The organism is Streptococcus sp. HMSC034B03 (assembly GCF_001838575.1).
GTDB classification, from domain to species: domain Bacteria; phylum Bacillota; class Bacilli; order Lactobacillales; family Streptococcaceae; genus Streptococcus; species Streptococcus anginosus.
Genome location: NZ_KV837631.1, coordinates 20,762 through 36,845, shown reverse-complemented (window position 1 = coordinate 36,845; position 16,084 = coordinate 20,762). Strand labels below are relative to the sequence as shown.

Below are 16,084 nucleotides of genomic sequence, written 5' to 3'. Positions count from 1 at the left end.
TTGCTTCCCCTATTATACTAAATTCGTAAACAACACGCAAAATGCAGGTCATTCTTCAACCTGCACTTTTGAAGTTATTTCAGTTCATTCAAAAATCGAATGACTTGCTCGTTGGCATCCACCTCAGCTTTCACTCCAAAAGGAACAATTGCTCTTGGGGTAGCATGTCCAACATTTAAGTTATATAAAATAGGAATATCTGTATCAATGACATCAAGCAGGATTTGTTTATATTCTCCATAATAAGTTTCATCCATTGGTTTTCCAACAAGTACACCATTTAAAACAGAAAAAATCCCTGTCGCCTTTAAGGCTTCTAGCATTTTTCGATATAAAATTGGTTCTGGTTTTTCCTCACTGGTTTCCAACAAAAGAATTTTTCCTGCCCACTCTGAAAGACTAGGAAAGAGCTGGTATTGAGCACACAGTTCAATGGCACCTTCATATCTTTCATCAAATATCTGATAGAGCGACTCCAAACAGCCTCCTAAAATTTCCCCTTCAAATGTTGCCTTCCCTTTCAGCAATTCAAAACCTTGATTTTCATGACGAATCCGTTTCGTTCCTAAGGCTTTTTCACTAAAATCCGTCCTCTCATCATACCAGACATTGCTCGGTCTAATTTCTGAGATAGTCCCTGTTCCAATCAGTTCCTTAAAATATGAAAGCGTATAAGGCAGCATTTCTTCCTCTAACTCACAAACATCAGCAAGAAATGACTGACCATAAAAAGTTTTCATTCCCAACTTATGAAGCATGAGGTGATTTATAGTGGTGTCTGAAAAACCTAAAAATACTTTCTGATTCACAACCTTTTTTAACTGTTCATCTTCAAACAAATAGGGTAACAATCGATACGTATCATCTCCACCAATAGCACATAAAATCATATCAATTGAAGGATCTTCAAAAGCTTGAATCAAATCTTGCGCTCTCGATTTAGGATGGTCTTTCAGATAATCCATTCCCTTTTGTGCATACTCTAAAAACGTCACTTCAAGTCCCAAGTCTTTTAAACGCTTTAATCCTAGATCAACCTCATGCCTAACGAAACTTTCTCCTATAATCCCGCTTGATAGACTAACGATTCCAACGTTCTTTATCATCCTATTTCCTCCCTTACTGATAATTTGAATCATTATATCACAAAATACAATCAACTAAAATGCTAAATGACCAATATTCACAAAACAAAACATACTAAGATTAGGAGTGAGGAAATCTCCGACGGGAGATGGTACTCACTGCTTTTTCTTTATGTTAAAGTAGAGGTGTCTTGTTAAGTCGAGGGTCTTTTTGACGCTAGATGTCGTACACAAAACTGGCAAGACACCTGTTTTAGGAAGAATGTTATCAAAGTATGTGGGACGCTTGACGTCGTGTATTGAAAATGACATCACTAAAACAAGGAATCATTCAAGACAAAGAGGTAATATCATGAGGGTTGTTTTCGGAATTGATGTGAGCAAGGCAAGTTCAGAGGTAGCGATTTTAGTGAATGGGGAGAAAGTTCATGACTACACCATACCCAACGATACCATTGTATTTGCACGTCTCTTGAGCGATTTAAAAACCATTCAACTCCCTGAAATCATCTTTGAGGCACTGGGGTCTATTCACGGCGCCTTCAGGCATTTCTGGAGGAGAATAACTATGCTTATACACGGCTCAATCCTCTGGAAGCTAAGAAGCAATTGGATAGCCTGCGAGTTCGTAAAACGGATAAGATTGACGCTGAAAAACTAGCACAATCTCAATTTGTGCTCAATCGTAAGCCAACCCATGTTCAAGAGGAGGTTTATCAAGATTTGCGGGATTTGAGTCGTTTCTATCAGAATCTGACAGAGGATACCGTTCGTACTAAGAACCGCCTTCACAAAGTACTGCAAGTGACCTTCCCAGAAATAGAGTCTATTTTATCAGCGCCAACAGATGAACAATACTGGCAGCTGGTGAGGGCATTCCCAAGTAAAGCTTTCGCCCTGGAGATGTCTGAGATGGAACTGACTGCCATCATTCGGCAGTCTACAGCCAAACGCATCTCTGACAAGCGTGTCGCTTATCTGGTGGGGAAACTCATTGAACTAGCCAAACAGTCTTATTGTGCTACCAAGAAAACCTCTCCAATAATCGAAGAGGTTCGTTACTATGCAGGAGAACTCCAACGATTGACCGAACGCAGACAGACTATCTTAGACAAAATGGTAGAGCTGGCCAAACCTCTACCAGAATACGAGATTCTTCTCTCCATTCCTGGTATCGCTGAAACAACAGCCACCTCTATCATAAGCGAATTAGGAGATATTCGCCGTTTTCAGTCTGCCAATCATATTGGAATTGATCTGAGGCACTACGAATCTGGAAACTTTCTGGCTCAAGAACACATCACCAAGCAGACTTTTATGAGAAACGAAAAAGACAATCGCAGACGACTTCAACTAAGCCTCATACGATTGCCTCAATGCATCGCCTCATAAGGACAATGTATTACCTCATTACGCATAACAAACTTTACGATTACACTTTAACCCAAAATCATTAAAGCCGTCTATGCTCTATTATTGTAACACCTTACAAAAAATTTCGCTAGGTATGGTATTGATTTTGTGTACTCTTTTTCCAATCAAAAGAGCCGAAAAGAGCTAGGATAAACTATTAAAATCAAATCAATCATCAATTCTTTGACTGAAAAACATTGAATTGCTTGACAAATGGTAGAAAAATAACTCCATAATCTCTGCAGTGGTGTTACCCACTACAGAAATTATAGAGCCAAAAAAGTTTGGAACTCCCCATCCCAAACTTTTTTACATCCCAAATCCTGTCACTGTCACTCCTAAAAGACGCACACCTTTTGTCTGCTCGTCCAAGCTATCATAAATCTCATGTGCAATGCGCTCAATCTGCTCCGCATCTTGCGTTCTTGTCGCTAAGCTCTGCCTTTTTGTCAATGTTGAAAAATCCGCATAGCGAATCTTCAGAACAATCGTCCTACCAGACTTTCCATGTTTTTTTAAGCTACGAGCTACCTTTTGTGATAAAAGGGTCAGCTCCTTTTTTATGTCGTCTTCGTTATGGAGCAATTTCCCATAAGTTCTTTCCTTGCCTATAGACTTACGAATACGGTTGACTTTTACTGGTGAATTGCTGATTCCTCTTGCTTTGCGATAAAGGTCAAATCCAAATCGACCAAACAAGTCAATCAAGGTCATCTCAGGAATTTCTAATAAATCTGCTCCTGTATAAACGCCCATATCATGCAGCTTTTCCACCGTCTTTTTTCCAACACCGTAAAACTTTGCCACATCCATTTGAGAGAGAAAAGATTCTGCTTCTTCTGGCAAAACAACTGTCAAGCCGTGAGGCTTTTCATAGTCACTAGCCATTTTTGCCAAAAATTTATTGTAGGACACACCAGCTGAACTGGTCAAATGAAGCTCTGTCCATATCTCGTGCTGGATTAGCTTGGCTATCTTGACAGCAGATTTCATACCTAACTTATTTTTGGTCACATCCAGATAGGCTTCATCAATACTGATTGGCTCAATCACATCTGTATATCGTTTAAAAATGGCTCGAATTTGCTGGCTGACTGCCTGATATTTTTCATAATTTCCCGAAATGAAAACCGCCTGTGGACAACGCTCATAAGCTTCTTTGGAGCTCATAGCTGAGTGAACACCAAAAGTTCGTGCCTCATAATTGCAAGTCGAAACAACGCCTCGTCCGCCTGTCAAGCGAGGGTCAGCTCCGATGATAACCGACTTGCCTTTTAGTGCTGGATTGTCTCTTTCTTCTACGGAGGCAAAAAAGGCATCCATATCAATGTGAATGATTTTCCGAGACGTATCATTGATTAAGGGAAAAATTAACATCAATACAGCTCCTTTCTTGACTCTTTTCTTTTCTCCATTATACAATTTTTATCATTTTTTCCAAAATATTTGAAAATATGCTGATTTTTTCAAAAATATAATACAATTTACGCTGATTTTTTAATCTGTATTATAAAAGAAAGTACTTTTATGACCAGATTCCATTTGTGGAAACGATTACTATATGATATACTTATTTTATAAATGTAACAGATTTGTGTTACTAGAAAGATACAAGAGGAAAAAAACATGGTTGTTAAAACTGTTGTCGAAGCACAGGATATTTTTGACAAAGCCTGGGAAGGCTTCAAAGGGGAAGATTGGCGCGAAAAAGCTAGCGTATCTCGTTTTGTACAGGCAAACTACACTCCTTATGACGGAGATGAAAGTTTCTTAGCTGGTCCAACTGAACGCTCTCTTCACATTAAAAAAATTATCGAAGATACAAAAGCACATTATGAAGAAACACGTTTCCCAATGGATACACGTGCTACTTCAATCGCTGATATTCCAGCTGGATATATTGACAAAGATAATGAATTGATTTATGGTATCCAAAATGATGAATTGTTCAAATTGAACTTCATGCCAAAAGGTGGTATCCGTATGGCGGAAACTGCTTTGAAGGAACATGGCTATGAACCAGATCCTAAGATGCATGAAATCTTCACAAAATACGTAACAACTGTAAATGACGGTATTTTCCGTGCCTACACAACAAATATCCGTCGTGCACGTCACGCACACACTGTAACAGGTTTGCCAGATGCTTATTCACGTGGACGTATCATTGGTGTTTACGCACGTCTTGCTCTTTACGGTGCAGATTACTTGATGGCAGAAAAAGTCGAAGATTGGAATGCTTTGACAGACATTGATGAAGAAACTATTCGTCTTCGCGAAGAAGTCAACCTTCAATACCAATCATTGAAAGAAGTTGTCCGCCTGGGTGACCTTTACGGACTTGATGTTCGTAGACCTGCAATGAATGTAAAAGAAGCTATCCAATGGGTGAATATCGCTTTCATGGCTGTCTGCCGTGTCGTAAATGGTGCTGCTACTTCTCTTGGACGTGTGCCAATCGTTCTTGACATTTATGCAGAACGCGACCTTGCTCGTGGTACTTTCACAGAATCAGAAATCCAAGAATTTGTTGATGATTTCGTCTTGAAACTTCGTACTGTAAAATTTGCTCGTACAAAAGCATACGATCAACTCTACTCAGGTGACCCAACCTTCATCACAACATCTATGGCAGGTATGGGAAATGATGGTCGTCACCGTGTGACAAAAATGGACTACCGTTTCTTGAATACACTTGACAATATCGGTAACTCACCAGAGCCAAACTTGACAGTTCTCTGGACTGACAAACTTCCTTACTCATTCCGTCATTACTGCATGCACATGAGCCACAAACACTCTTCTATCCAATACGAAGGTGTAACGACAATGGCAAAAGACGGCTATGGCGAAATGAGCTGTATCTCTTGCTGTGTGTCACCACTTGACCCAGAAAATGAAGAACAACGCCATAATATCCAATACTTCGGTGCTCGTGTAAACGTGTTAAAAGCTCTTCTTACAGGTCTTAACGGTGGTTACGATGATGTTCACAAAGATTACAAAGTATTTGACATCGAACCTATTCGTGATGAAGTCCTTGACTTTGATACTGTTAAGGCAAACTTTGAAAAATCGCTCGATTGGTTGACAGATACTTACGTAGATGCATTGAATATCATTCACTACATGACAGATAAGTACAACTACGAAGCTGTTCAAATGGCCTTCTTGCCAACCCATCAACGTGCTAATATGGGATTTGGTATCTGTGGATTTGCCAATACAGTTGATACATTGTCAGCTATTAAGTATGCGACAGTCAAACCAATCCGTGACGAAAATGGTTATATCTACGACTACGAAACTACTGGCGAATACCCACGTTGGGGTGAAGACGATCCTCGCTCAAACGAATTGGCCGAATGGTTGATTGAAGCCTACACAACTCGTCTGCGCAGCCACAAACTCTACAAGAACGCTGAAGCAACTGTATCACTTCTTACAATCACTTCTAACGTTGCCTACTCTAAACAAACTGGTAACTCACCGGTCCACAAAGGGGTATACCTCAACGAAGATGGTTCAGTGAACTTATCTAAATTGGAATTCTTCTCACCAGGTGCGAACCCATCTAACAAAGCTCGTGGTGGTTGGTTGCAAAACCTTAACTCACTAGCCAGCCTTGACTTTGGCTATGCAGCAGATGGTATCTCTCTCACTACACAAGTTTCACCTCGTGCTCTTGGTAAGACTCGTGAAGAACAAGTGGATAACTTGGTCACAATTCTTGACGGTTACTTTGAAAATGGAGGACAACACGTCAACTTGAACGTTATGGATCTTAAAGATGTCTATGATAAGATCATGAATGGTGAAGATGTTATCGTTCGTATCTCAGGTTACTGTGTCAATACCAAATACCTTACTAAAGAACAAAAAACTGAATTGACTCAACGTGTCTTCCACGAAGTGCTTTCAATGGATGATGCCCTTAGCTAATTCAATTCTATTCTCAAAAACCAGTTGGAAATTCCAGCTGGTTTTCTTCTTTTTTATGCTATAATAGAGATATTGTTAGTTAAAAGAAAAGGGTGTACAGATGGTGGAGAAAAGAGATGTAGAAAGGGAAGACAAATTTAATCTGACTGTTGATGTCCTGATGTTAGCAGGTACGCTTCTGCTTCAAAGTGGTTCTGAAATTTATCGGGTTGAAGATACCATGATTCGGATTGCTCATTCTCAAGGAATTATGGATTGTAATGCACTCGCAATGCCAGTTGCCATTTTCTTTTCAATTGAAAACACCAATATTTCGCGTATGAAACGGATTACTCACTCAAATTATAATATTGAAAAAGTATGTGATGTCAATCAAGTATCACGTGAACTGGTTAGTGGAGATATCACTCTTGAAGAAGCGTTTGAGAAATTAGCCCAGCTAAAAAAGAAAAAAGCGCCTTATACAAATAAACAGCTAACGCTAGCTGCTACTATTAGTGCCCCTTTTTTCTCTATCATGTTTGGTGGCAATCTCTATGATGCACTCGGAGCTGCTCTTGCGACCTTCTTTGGCTTTGCCTTTTCTCTTTCGGTCAATAAATACGTGCGCATTCCTTTTGTCACAGCTTTTGCCGGAGCTTTTATTTTTGGTCTGCTGGCACAGATCTGGGCGCGCTATTCTGGCTTTCCTTCCAGTGCGGACTTAATCATCGCTGGTGCTGTCATGCCTTTTGTTCCCGGTATTGCTCTGACCAATGCCGTGCGTGATTTGATGACCAATCATCTCAACTCCGGAATGAGCAAAATCTTTGAAACGCTGTTGATCACTTTGGCACTCGGAGCTGGCACTTCCGTAGCTCTCGTCTTAATGAAATAAAAGGTGAATCCATTGACTGTCTTACTACAAGCTGCAGCAAGTTTTCTTGCAATTGTAATGTTCTTAATCGTTTTAAATGTTCAAAAAAGCATGCTCATTCCAGGAGGAATCCTTGGAATGTTCATCTGGCTTTTGTATTATGTATTAAAAGGTCCAACAAATGTGATTATTGCTACGTTTATCGCAGCTATTATCGGATCTTGCATTAGTCAAGTGTTGAGCATTCTCTACAAAACGCCTGCGGTCGTCTTTATCTTGGCTATTTTGGCTCCTCTGGTTCCGGGCTACCTTTCCTATCGTACAACCGCCTTTTTTGTCACTGGAGATTATAGTCATGCTATGGTTAATGCTACCTTGGTAGTGATTTTAGCCTTGGTCATTTCAATTGGAATGGCAAGTGGCACGGTGGTGCTCAGACTCTACCATTATCTGCAAAAACACCGTTCTTCGTAATTCAACAAGAACAACTAAACTGTCTAAAGCCCTTCTTATCTTAAGATGGCTTTTTTCTCAGTTTCCACTTGAATTATGATAAAATGGAATAGAATAAGTTTGATATCAAACCGAAAAATATATAGAGGTAATGATGAACATTGGAATTGATAAAATTGGCTTTGCGACAGCCAATTACGTATTAAAATTAGAAAATTTGGCAGAAGCGCGTAACATTGACCCGGAAAAACTAAGCAAGGGACTTTTACTAAAAGAAATCAGTGTCGCCCCAGTCACAGAAGATATTGTAACCATGGGGGCGAGTGCAGCAGCATCTATTTTGACCAACGAAGATAAACAGGCTATTGACATGGTGATTGTGGCCAGTGAATCTGGAATTGACCAAAGCAAGGCTTCTGCTGTTTTTATTCATGGTTTGCTTGGAATTCAGCCATTTGCGCGTAGTTTTGAAATGAAAGAAGCATGCTATAGTGCTACTGCCGCACTGGATTATGCAAAACTACACGTTGAAAAACATCCAGACTCAAAGGTCTTGGTCATCGCTAGTGACATTGCCAAATACGGGATTGGAACACCGGGCGAGCCAACACAAGGCGCCGGTTCGATAGCTATGCTCATCACTAGTCATCCACGAATTCTAGCCTTCAATGAGGACAATGTCGCTCAAACACGAGACATCATGGACTTTTGGCGACCAAACTATTCGACAACGCCGTTTGTCAATGGCATGTATTCTACGCAACAGTATTTAGATAGTCTAAAAACAACTTGGGCAGAGTACCAAAAGCACAATCAAGTGTCCTTAAAAGATTTTGCAGCAGTTTGCTTCCATTTGCCTTATCCTAAATTAGCTTTAAAGGGTATGAAAAAGATTATGGATAAGAGTTTGCCAATTGAGCAGCAAGAGCAACTACAAGCGAATTTTGAGCAATCCATTCTTTACAGCCAAAAGGTAGGGAATATCTACACGGGCTCCCTCTTTTTAGGTCTCCTTTCCCTACTTGAAAATAGTACGACACTCAAAGCAGGTGACCGCATTGCGCTCTTTAGCTACGGAAGTGGAGCTGTATCAGAAATCTTTAGTGGGCAGCTCGTAGCAGGCTTTGAGCAACAGCTTGAAACCAATCGTATGGAAAAACTTGACAGCCGAACGACTCTGAGCATTCCAGATTATGAGAAGGTATTTTTTGAAGAAGCAAAACTAGATGAAAATGGCTCTGCTAGCTTCACAGGCTATGAAAATCAAGACTTTGCCTTAGCAAAAATCGTAGAACACCAACGTACATACATCAAGGTGGAAAAATAATATGAAGATAAGTTGGACGGGCTTTTCAAAAAAATCGCTTCAAGAACGTTTGCAAATTTTAAAAGACTATCACTTACTAAACGAGGATAATCAAACAAACCTTGAGCATAATCACATGCTCCCTCTATCAACAGCTAACCAAATGAGCGAAAATGTTTTGGCGACATTTGCTCTGCCCTACTCTTTCGTTCCTGATGTTGTGGTAGACGAGCAAGTTTATCAGGTACCTTTCGTAACAGAAGAGCCCTCTGTCGTTGCGGCTGCCAGCTTTGCAGCAAAAATTATTAAGCGCTCTGGGGGCTTCAAAACGACTATTCACAATCGCCAAATGATTGGACAAGTTGCTCTCTATCAAGTAGCAAATATCGAAGTAGCTATAAAAAATATCCAAAACCACAAGCAAAAATTGCTAGAGCTGGCCAATCAAGCACACCCATCAATTGTCAACCGCGGAGGTGGTGCGCGTGATTTACGTGTAGAATGGCTAAATGACGAAGCTGAATTTTTAGTCGTTTATCTAACAGTTGACACCCAAGAAGCTATGGGCGCCAATATTCTCAATACCATGCTAGAAGCGTTGAAAACACCATTAGAAGAGTTGACTGACGGTGAAAGCCTGATGGCAATTCTATCAAATTATGCAACAGAAGCCTTGGTAACTGCCACCTGTGAAATTGATATTCGTTTTCTCAGTCGAAATAAATCAGAAGCCATTGACATTGCTAAAAAAATCGTGCTAGCAAGCCAATTTGCCAAGCAAGACCCATATCGTGCCAGCACCCACAATAAAGGCATTTTCAACGGAATTGACGCTGTCGTATTAGCAACAGGAAATGATTGGCGAGCGATTGAAGCAGGCGCGCATGCCTACGCTAGTAGAAATGGTTCCTATCAAGGATTAACTACTTGGTCAATCAAGGAAGCCACTCAAACGCTCTGCGGAGAGATTACTCTTCCTCTTCCCATTGCTACAAAAGGGGGCTCCATTGGGCTCAACCCTACGGTGGAAGTTAGCTTCGATTTGCTAAAACAACCAACCGCCAAAGAGTTAGCCAGTATTATTGCGTCTATCGGCTTAGCGCAAAATTTTGCAGCTCTAAAAGCGCTGGTCAGCACCGGTATTCAGCACGGTCACATGAAGCTACAAGCCAAATCTCTAGCTCTTTTAGCAGGAGCTAAGGATACAGAAATCGCTCCTCTGGTTTCTCAGCTCATTTCTGAGAAACATTTTAGTCTCAAAAGAGCACAAGAAATTTTAGAAAACATTCGTCAAAAATCATAGAAAAAAAGAATCCGATAAGTGAAAAAACTCATCGGATTTCGTTATTTAGTTGACCTTGTGCTTCTCGCAAACGTCTATACAAAAGATAAGGCACTTGTCTTAGCTCTCTCAAATTTTGGCAACCAAGTGCACACATAATCAAGCACAAATCTTCTTTCCAACTGTTTACAATCGTGATGACTTCATCCACCGAATGCGTTTCAATCAATTCTAACATGGTGCGTGAAAGTCCTACAGCCTTAGCTCCTAACACAAAAGCCTTCACCATATCAAGCGGCTGCCGTACGCCACCACTCACCAAAATATCCATTTTATCCATCATCGGCTGAGCATTTAGTAAGGCTTGGAGTGTCGATTGCCCCCAATCATTGAGATAGTCTCGATTGCCACCGCGCCTGTTTTCAATATAGGCGAAGCTCGTTCCGCCACGACCAGAAAGATCAACCGTTCGAATACCGAGGTCATAAGCAGTTTCGATCGTTGCCAAATCCATACCAAAGCCAACCTCTTTCAACACTACCGGGACTGTGCTTTGCTCAGCATAATCTTTTAAATGTGCTCGCCAAGTTTTAAAAGAGCGTTCTCCTTCTGGCATGAGCAATTCTTGCATGAGATTGACATGCACTTGCAAAAAAAGAGGATGAAGGTCTGTGATTGCCTGCTGCCCTGAGGAATACGGCTTATCCAGTCCAATATTCGTTGCAAGGAGCAGGTTTGGCCTATCTTGCTTGACAGTATATGAGTCATCTGTTGGATTATTCAAGGCAGCACTGTAAGAGCCTGTGACAAAAAGAATACCGCAAGCTTCTGCAACTTGTGCCAAGCGCTGATTGATGCCCTTCCCTTTCTCACTTCCACCTGTCATAGCATTGATGTAAAACGGAAATTCCCAATCTCTGCCTGCAAACTGCGTCGTCAAATCAATCTCGTCCAAATCATACTTAGGAAGCGAGCAATGAATAAGCTCCATGTCATCAAAACTATTATAAGGCGAATCGTACTCAAGCGCATATCTTATGTGTTCGTCTTTGCGATTTTTATTCATCCATTCCCCACCTTTCCTTATATAAAAGGTCAATTCCTGCCCCCCGCCAACGTTCCACTAAAATTTGACTATCTGTCTCGCTAAATGACAATGCTATGCCGCAGTCACCACCGCCAGCACCGCTACTCTTTGCCACACAGTCCAATCCTTGACTGGCTCTTTTTAAAGCTCTCAGTTTTTCATTGTAAATAGCGGGGCTAAGTTCCGCCAATAGGTGGCTAACCTTTTCTAGGCTTTCTTTCATAATTTCTTTCTCACCAGCAAGCAGCGCCTTCTCCAGTCGAAGAACTTCTTCTTGTGTTTGTGTTAGAAAACTGGATGAAATTGCTGATTTGACCTGATTGATAAGATCTCTAGAAATAGCTGGTTCTTTTGTCCAGCCTACAAAAAAATCAAATGTAAGTTGTGGTTGGATTCTCCGAATGACAGTTCCCCAATCCTGAGCTAATATACTTTTTAAGGGCGACTCATTGATCTGCTCCGCTATTCTTTTGCGGTCAAAAGATTGGTAATAAATCAAATCTTCATAAGCGATACAAGCCACATCTCCCATTGAGCCATTGTCCCCACGTTTAAGAAGGACATAGGCTGCCAGCTTAAAGGTTTCCTCAGCAGATAACGCCAGACCATACAAGGCCGTTATTGCTCGTATGGTTAAAACTACGACACTCCCACTAGAGCCAAGACCAAATTTTTTTCCATCTTGCTCCATTTTTCCAGTAATGGTTAAGAAAAAGGGACGTAGTGAAATGGATCGACTTTGTAAAAACTCATTCATAACAGCAACTGTATCCTGAATGAGACTGTACTCATCATCAGGTGTCAAATCCACAGTATGGTCAAACATATCTGAAAACAACTGATAACGTTCAGCAAAATGAATTTTTCCCGTCATATAAATCGGAATATTTTTCAGAATCGCGCCTTGTCCCGCTGTCAATACAGAGTATTCCCCTGCCAAATACAATTTCCCACATGTTCTTACTGTTTTAGTCATCTGGCAATTCCTTCGTTTTAGAGACAATGAGGCGGTATTTTGCTGCAAATATCGGCACCAAATGCTCCAAATCTTCTTCCAAACACAGCACTTTTACATTTGGTCCTGCATCCATGGTGAAATAACAACGCTCTCCTTGACTGCGTAATTGTTTGATGAAGTCCATTGCTTCATAGCTTTTTTCGGTCAGGTAAGAAAACGCTGGCGTTGCTGTCTGAGTGGTAGCATGCATGGCAAGCGCATTTTTTTCTGTTAATTCTCCCACCTTAGCAAAATCATTGTTAGACAAATAAGTCAACATGGCTTTATAATCTTCTTCGGACTGTCTCACCCAATCACTAAATATCGTGGAGGTTTCTGCACAGCGTTTCATTCCCTCACGACTTGAAATCGGCTTTTTCTGATCATACAAAACCAGCATTATCATCGCTAATTTCAAATCTGTCTTTACTGGATAAATCTCTCCGCTATCCTTGTCCCAAGCTGCAATCGGTCCATAAAAACTCCGTGAGGAAGACCCAGAAGCTAATTTTGCTTTTTGTACTTGCTCTTTTGTGGACAAGTGCAATTCAAAAAAGTCATTACAAGCCTTAACAAGCGCAGACAAACCGCTTGAACTAGATGAAAGCCCCGCTGCTGTCGGCATATTATTTTTTGTATCAATTCGTACAAAACCAGCTCCTTGAGGACGAAAACGATCTACAATATTGCTCATTTTTTTATGTTCAGCTTGATCTTGCAGAACACCATTGATGTAAAATTCATCTGACTGGGCACTCACTGGTAAGCTAGACAGAGTTGTTTCTGTGTACATATTTTCCAAGGTCAAAGAAATACTGCTCGTTGCAGGAATTATCTTGACAGTATCTTTCTTACCCCAATATTTGATAATGGCAATATTGGCATAAGACCGCACCTTTACAGACTTTCGATCCATGTGTTTACCGCTCCTTTCTCCCTCAATAAATCAGCCAAACTGACAGCCTTTTCTTTGCTCGCCACTAGAGCGATAATGCAGCCACCTAGACCACCACCACTCATTTTCGCACCAAGCGCTCCATTTTCTTGCGCTGTGGCAACAAGTCGATCGGCTTCAGGGCAACTCACGCCTAGATTTTTTAAGCTGAGATGAGCTTCTGACATGGCTATCCCGATTCTCTCTAAATCTTTTACTTTCAAAGCTTCTTCAACTTCATTGGTTAATTTTCCAAGCTGATGAAGATGTGGCAAAGCGGTCATTCCGAGTTGCTCAACTTCTTGGATAGCTTCCCGTGTATGCCCATAAATCCCTGTGTCTGCAATCACAAGATAGGCTCCGAGATTCGTCTCAAATTCTGAAAAACCAACATTTTTGATGAATTTAATAGCACGATCGCTCAAGCAAGTCTTAGCATCTAAACCACTCGGATTCATGTGGGCAATCATCTCTGCCCGATTGGCTAAAATCTCCAGAGTTTCCCTATCCAAGTCCTGTTCATAATAATCAAAAACAGCTCGAATCGCAGCAATACTCACTGCCGCAGAAGAACCCATTCCGCGTTTTTCAGGCACCATGGACTCAATCTCACAGCGAATATAAGCCTCTTGCACCCCTAGAAATTCCAAAGAAGCAAAAACCGCCATAGAAAGGGTATCTTCCTCATACAAAATCCACGCATGATCTGATGGCAAAATGCGACCAGTCACTTCAATATTAGTTAAAGGTAGAGCCAAAGCAGGGTAGCCATAGACAACGGCATGCTCCCCTATCAAAATAATCTTACTATGTGCCCGACCAACACCTACTTTTTTTGTCATAGTCTCTCTCTACATCACAATACTTCATCTATTATTTTAATATAATTCATAGAAAAAAGCGATCGTTAGTAGTCAATTCCTTTTATATTCCAAACTAATTTATTTCAACTTTTAAAACAGCGAAAAAGAGCAGGAAATCCAGCTCTTATCCTAACTGTCTTCATTTTACAGATTTTGTTTAATCAAATCCATGAGCTCATTGCGGTCTAAAATCCACTGCGCACGTTCGTCTTTCTCATACGTTCGGTTGGAAAGGAAGATGACCGCTTTCTGCTGTAAACGATTAAACATAATAAACGTTCCAGTATAGCCTGTGTGCTGCAACCACTCTTTGTCTAAATCCCAAGCAAGACTGCGTGTTTTTCCAATCTCCTTTGAGAAATTTTTTGTCAAAGTTGCTGCAAAGTTATCCTGTAAATAATGCTCCAAAAAGAGCTCCAAATCCCGAACTGTCGAAAACAAGCCTGCACTACCAGCATGTCTGCCCAACACATGCGCTTTGGGGTCATGTACAACTCCCGCCTTTACACCGCGAACCGTTGGCACCGCTTGCGCAACAGGTCCAAACGCTGTTTCTTTCATACCCCAAGGCTGAAAAATTTTCCGCTCAAAAATGTCACTCAAAGAAGAATGAAAAATTTCTTCTACCATAAAACCCAGCAATAAAAAATTTACATCAGTATAACGAAAATGCTTGTTATCAAGCACTTTCAAATGATTTAGCGCCTCTTTCAATTCGACCGCATTGAGTGCATCTCGATTGGGGATAAAGGGATCTAGCCCTGATGTGTGAGTAGCCAGCTGACCTACCGTGACAGAATTGTCATGAAAAGCGGGATAATATTGTGTTAGCGGTGCATCTAAATCTAGTTTTTCCTCATGGAATAGAACAGCCAAAATCGTTCCGACACCCACAACCTTACTGACGCTCGCTAAGTCATAGACCAGTCCTGCTTGAGTCTTCTCGCCTCGCTCAGGATTGCTCTCACCAAGATAATATTCTTTCCACTCTCCACGAGTATACAAAGCTAAGCTAGCTCCAGGATAGATTTGCTGTGCTATCTGTTCTTCGACTTTTGAGAGAATCTTGCTTGAACTCATACTGCTTCAATCCAAACTTCAATTTGGCTCTCATCTTTGGTCAGGAAAAATTTGCCCGATTTAGGTATAAAATTTTCTCTTCCTTGAAATAAATCACGCAATGCTTCCACATCAAATTGCTCAACTATAAATTTAATCATTGCCAAATCCCAAGTTTGAGTACTCTCCGTCAGCAAATCTGGTCCGCTTGCTGGTGAGAATGTTAGAATAGACTGATTTCCTAGCCATTCCTGATAAAAAGTGACTGCTTTTTCCTTATCTGGAGCATTGATATGAATCTGCTCTATAGTAAATTGACTGAGCCCAACAAAATCCTCTAGCGGCGTAAATGCTGGTGCAATCATCACTCTCTGCAAGGTTGTCCAATCTTCCTCGCTATGCAGTAAAAACGTATCTCCTTCCGGCGAAGTTGCTTCAAAAGCATAGCCATTATCACCTTGGTAAAGATAATCAACTTTGCTGCCACGCGCTAAAAGTGCTTCAATTTCTCGTGAATCGGCTACTTTAATAACAATTTTCGCTAATTTCTTAGTCCCAACAACTTTGCGAGTGCGCATACTGGGCGACTCCTCTAGCTGCAATTTTTCAACTTTTGTCTGATCTCCAAGGCTGACAAAAGCTCCTTCCTCTAGCAAATTTTTCATTCCTAAAGTTTGACAATAAAATGCAAGATTGTTTTTTCGATTATTGATTTTTAATACTGGTATCGTATTTACAATTTTATTTGTTGAACACATAAATTCCTCCAAGCCTTTCTATTTTAAATAATTTTTGTGTATTTTACAA

At 40.7% G+C, this 16,084-nt stretch carries 13 protein-coding genes and 1 pseudogene; 6 read left to right on the top strand and 8 right to left on the bottom strand.

The genetic code is table 11. The features are described 5' to 3' along the window. Positions 1-74 precede the first annotated feature (74 nt). On the bottom strand, positions 75-1,106 hold the full coding sequence (locus HMPREF2634_RS04380; protein ID WP_021001218.1) for a S66 family peptidase: 1,032 nt from the start codon (positions 1,104-1,106) through the stop codon (positions 75-77). 331 nt (positions 1,107-1,437) lie between these two features. Here HMPREF2634_RS04380 and HMPREF2634_RS04375 point away from each other — a divergent pair. Further along, positions 1,438-2,542, top strand: a pseudogene (locus HMPREF2634_RS04375) (IS110 family transposase). A 265-nt stretch (positions 2,543-2,807) separates the two neighbouring features. Here the strand turns inward: HMPREF2634_RS04375 and dinB are convergent. Then, positions 2,808-3,875, bottom strand: a complete 1,068-nt coding sequence (gene dinB, locus HMPREF2634_RS04370; RefSeq protein WP_021001217.1) for a DNA polymerase IV — start codon at positions 3,873-3,875, stop codon at positions 2,808-2,810. Between the two features lie 249 nt (positions 3,876-4,124). On the opposite strand from dinB, the gene pflB reads away from it, so the two are divergent. The 5 genes from pflB (at position 4,125) to HMPREF2634_RS04345 (ending at position 10,358) form a co-directional block, all read left to right on the top strand. After that, on the top strand, positions 4,125-6,440 hold the full coding sequence (gene pflB, locus HMPREF2634_RS04365; protein ID WP_003027063.1) for a formate C-acetyltransferase: 2,316 nt from the start codon (positions 4,125-4,127) through the stop codon (positions 6,438-6,440). 100 nt (positions 6,441-6,540) lie between these two features. Next, entirely contained in the window at positions 6,541-7,317 is a 777-nt protein-coding gene (locus tag HMPREF2634_RS04360; protein WP_003027066.1) for a threonine/serine exporter family protein, read from the top strand. A 3-nt stretch (positions 7,318-7,320) separates the two neighbouring features. Next, positions 7,321-7,770 carry a threonine/serine exporter family protein gene (locus tag HMPREF2634_RS04355; protein ID WP_003027068.1) on the top strand — a complete coding sequence of 150 codons (450 nt, stop codon included), beginning with the start codon at positions 7,321-7,323 and terminating at the stop codon, positions 7,768-7,770. Between the two features lie 133 nt (positions 7,771-7,903). Then, positions 7,904-9,076, top strand: a complete 1,173-nt coding sequence (locus tag HMPREF2634_RS04350; RefSeq protein WP_003027070.1) for a hydroxymethylglutaryl-CoA synthase — start codon at positions 7,904-7,906, stop codon at positions 9,074-9,076. A 1-nt stretch (position 9,077) separates the two neighbouring features. After that, positions 9,078-10,358, top strand: a complete 1,281-nt coding sequence (locus tag HMPREF2634_RS04345) for a hydroxymethylglutaryl-CoA reductase, degradative (protein ID WP_003027073.1) — start codon at positions 9,078-9,080, stop codon at positions 10,356-10,358. A gap of 28 nt (positions 10,359-10,386) precedes the next feature. Here the strand turns inward: HMPREF2634_RS04345 and fni are convergent, their stop codons facing one another. The 6 genes from fni to HMPREF2634_RS04315 form a co-directional block, all read right to left on the bottom strand. Next, a complete protein-coding gene (gene fni / locus HMPREF2634_RS04340; RefSeq protein WP_003027078.1) occupies positions 10,387-11,403 on the bottom strand; it encodes a type 2 isopentenyl-diphosphate Delta-isomerase in 1,017 nt (338 codons plus the stop codon). Further along, the gene (locus HMPREF2634_RS04335) at positions 11,396-12,400 is read right to left on the bottom strand and encodes a phosphomevalonate kinase (RefSeq protein ID WP_021001216.1); all 1,005 of its coding nucleotides are present in this window, start codon (positions 12,398-12,400) and stop codon (positions 11,396-11,398) included. The genes fni and HMPREF2634_RS04335 overlap by 8 nt, the downstream gene beginning before the upstream one ends. Beyond that, the gene (gene mvaD / locus HMPREF2634_RS04330; protein WP_003027084.1) at positions 12,393-13,337 is read right to left on the bottom strand and encodes a diphosphomevalonate decarboxylase; all 945 of its coding nucleotides are present in this window, start codon (positions 13,335-13,337) and stop codon (positions 12,393-12,395) included. Before mvaD ends, HMPREF2634_RS04335 begins: the two co-directional genes overlap by 8 nt. After that, a complete protein-coding gene (gene mvk, locus HMPREF2634_RS04325) occupies positions 13,319-14,197 on the bottom strand; it encodes a mevalonate kinase (RefSeq protein WP_003027089.1) in 879 nt (292 codons plus the stop codon). The genes mvaD and mvk overlap by 19 nt, the downstream gene beginning before the upstream one ends. 165 nt (positions 14,198-14,362) lie before the next feature. Further along, positions 14,363-15,298, bottom strand: coding sequence for a serine hydrolase domain-containing protein (locus HMPREF2634_RS04320; protein WP_070836350.1), 936 nt, complete (start codon positions 15,296-15,298; stop codon positions 14,363-14,365). Further along, the gene (locus tag HMPREF2634_RS04315) at positions 15,295-16,035 is read right to left on the bottom strand and encodes a CppA N-terminal domain-containing protein (RefSeq protein WP_059221261.1); all 741 of its coding nucleotides are present in this window, start codon (positions 16,033-16,035) and stop codon (positions 15,295-15,297) included. The genes HMPREF2634_RS04320 and HMPREF2634_RS04315 overlap by 4 nt, the downstream gene beginning before the upstream one ends. Between the last annotated feature and the right edge of the window lie 49 nt (positions 16,036-16,084).

Excerpts from the sequence above, each read along its gene's own strand:
- mvaD (WP_003027084.1), bottom strand. The coding sequence starts at position 13,337 with ATGGATCGAAAGTCTGTAAAGGTGCGGTCTTATGCCAATATTGCCATT.
- HMPREF2634_RS04360 (WP_003027066.1), top strand. The coding sequence starts at position 6,541 with ATGGTGGAGAAAAGAGATGTAGAAAGGGAAGACAAATTTAATCTGACT.
- HMPREF2634_RS04320 (WP_070836350.1), bottom strand. The coding sequence starts at position 15,298 with ATGAGTTCAAGCAAGATTCTCTCAAAAGTCGAAGAACAGATAGCACAG.
- fni (WP_003027078.1), bottom strand. The coding sequence starts at position 11,403 with ATGAATAAAAATCGCAAAGACGAACACATAAGATATGCGCTTGAGTAC.
- HMPREF2634_RS04315 (WP_059221261.1), bottom strand. The coding sequence starts at position 16,035 with ATGTGTTCAACAAATAAAATTGTAAATACGATACCAGTATTAAAAATC.
- pflB (WP_003027063.1), top strand. The coding sequence starts at position 4,125 with ATGGTTGTTAAAACTGTTGTCGAAGCACAGGATATTTTTGACAAAGCC.
- mvk (WP_003027089.1), bottom strand. The coding sequence starts at position 14,197 with ATGACAAAAAAAGTAGGTGTTGGTCGGGCACATAGTAAGATTATTTTG.
- dinB (WP_021001217.1), bottom strand. The coding sequence starts at position 3,875 with ATGTTAATTTTTCCCTTAATCAATGATACGTCTCGGAAAATCATTCAC.
- HMPREF2634_RS04380 (WP_021001218.1), bottom strand. The coding sequence starts at position 1,106 with ATGATAAAGAACGTTGGAATCGTTAGTCTATCAAGCGGGATTATAGGA.
- HMPREF2634_RS04350 (WP_003027070.1), top strand. The coding sequence starts at position 7,904 with ATGAACATTGGAATTGATAAAATTGGCTTTGCGACAGCCAATTACGTA.
- HMPREF2634_RS04335 (WP_021001216.1), bottom strand. The coding sequence starts at position 12,400 with ATGACTAAAACAGTAAGAACATGTGGGAAATTGTATTTGGCAGGGGAA.
- HMPREF2634_RS04345 (WP_003027073.1), top strand. The coding sequence starts at position 9,078 with ATGAAGATAAGTTGGACGGGCTTTTCAAAAAAATCGCTTCAAGAACGT.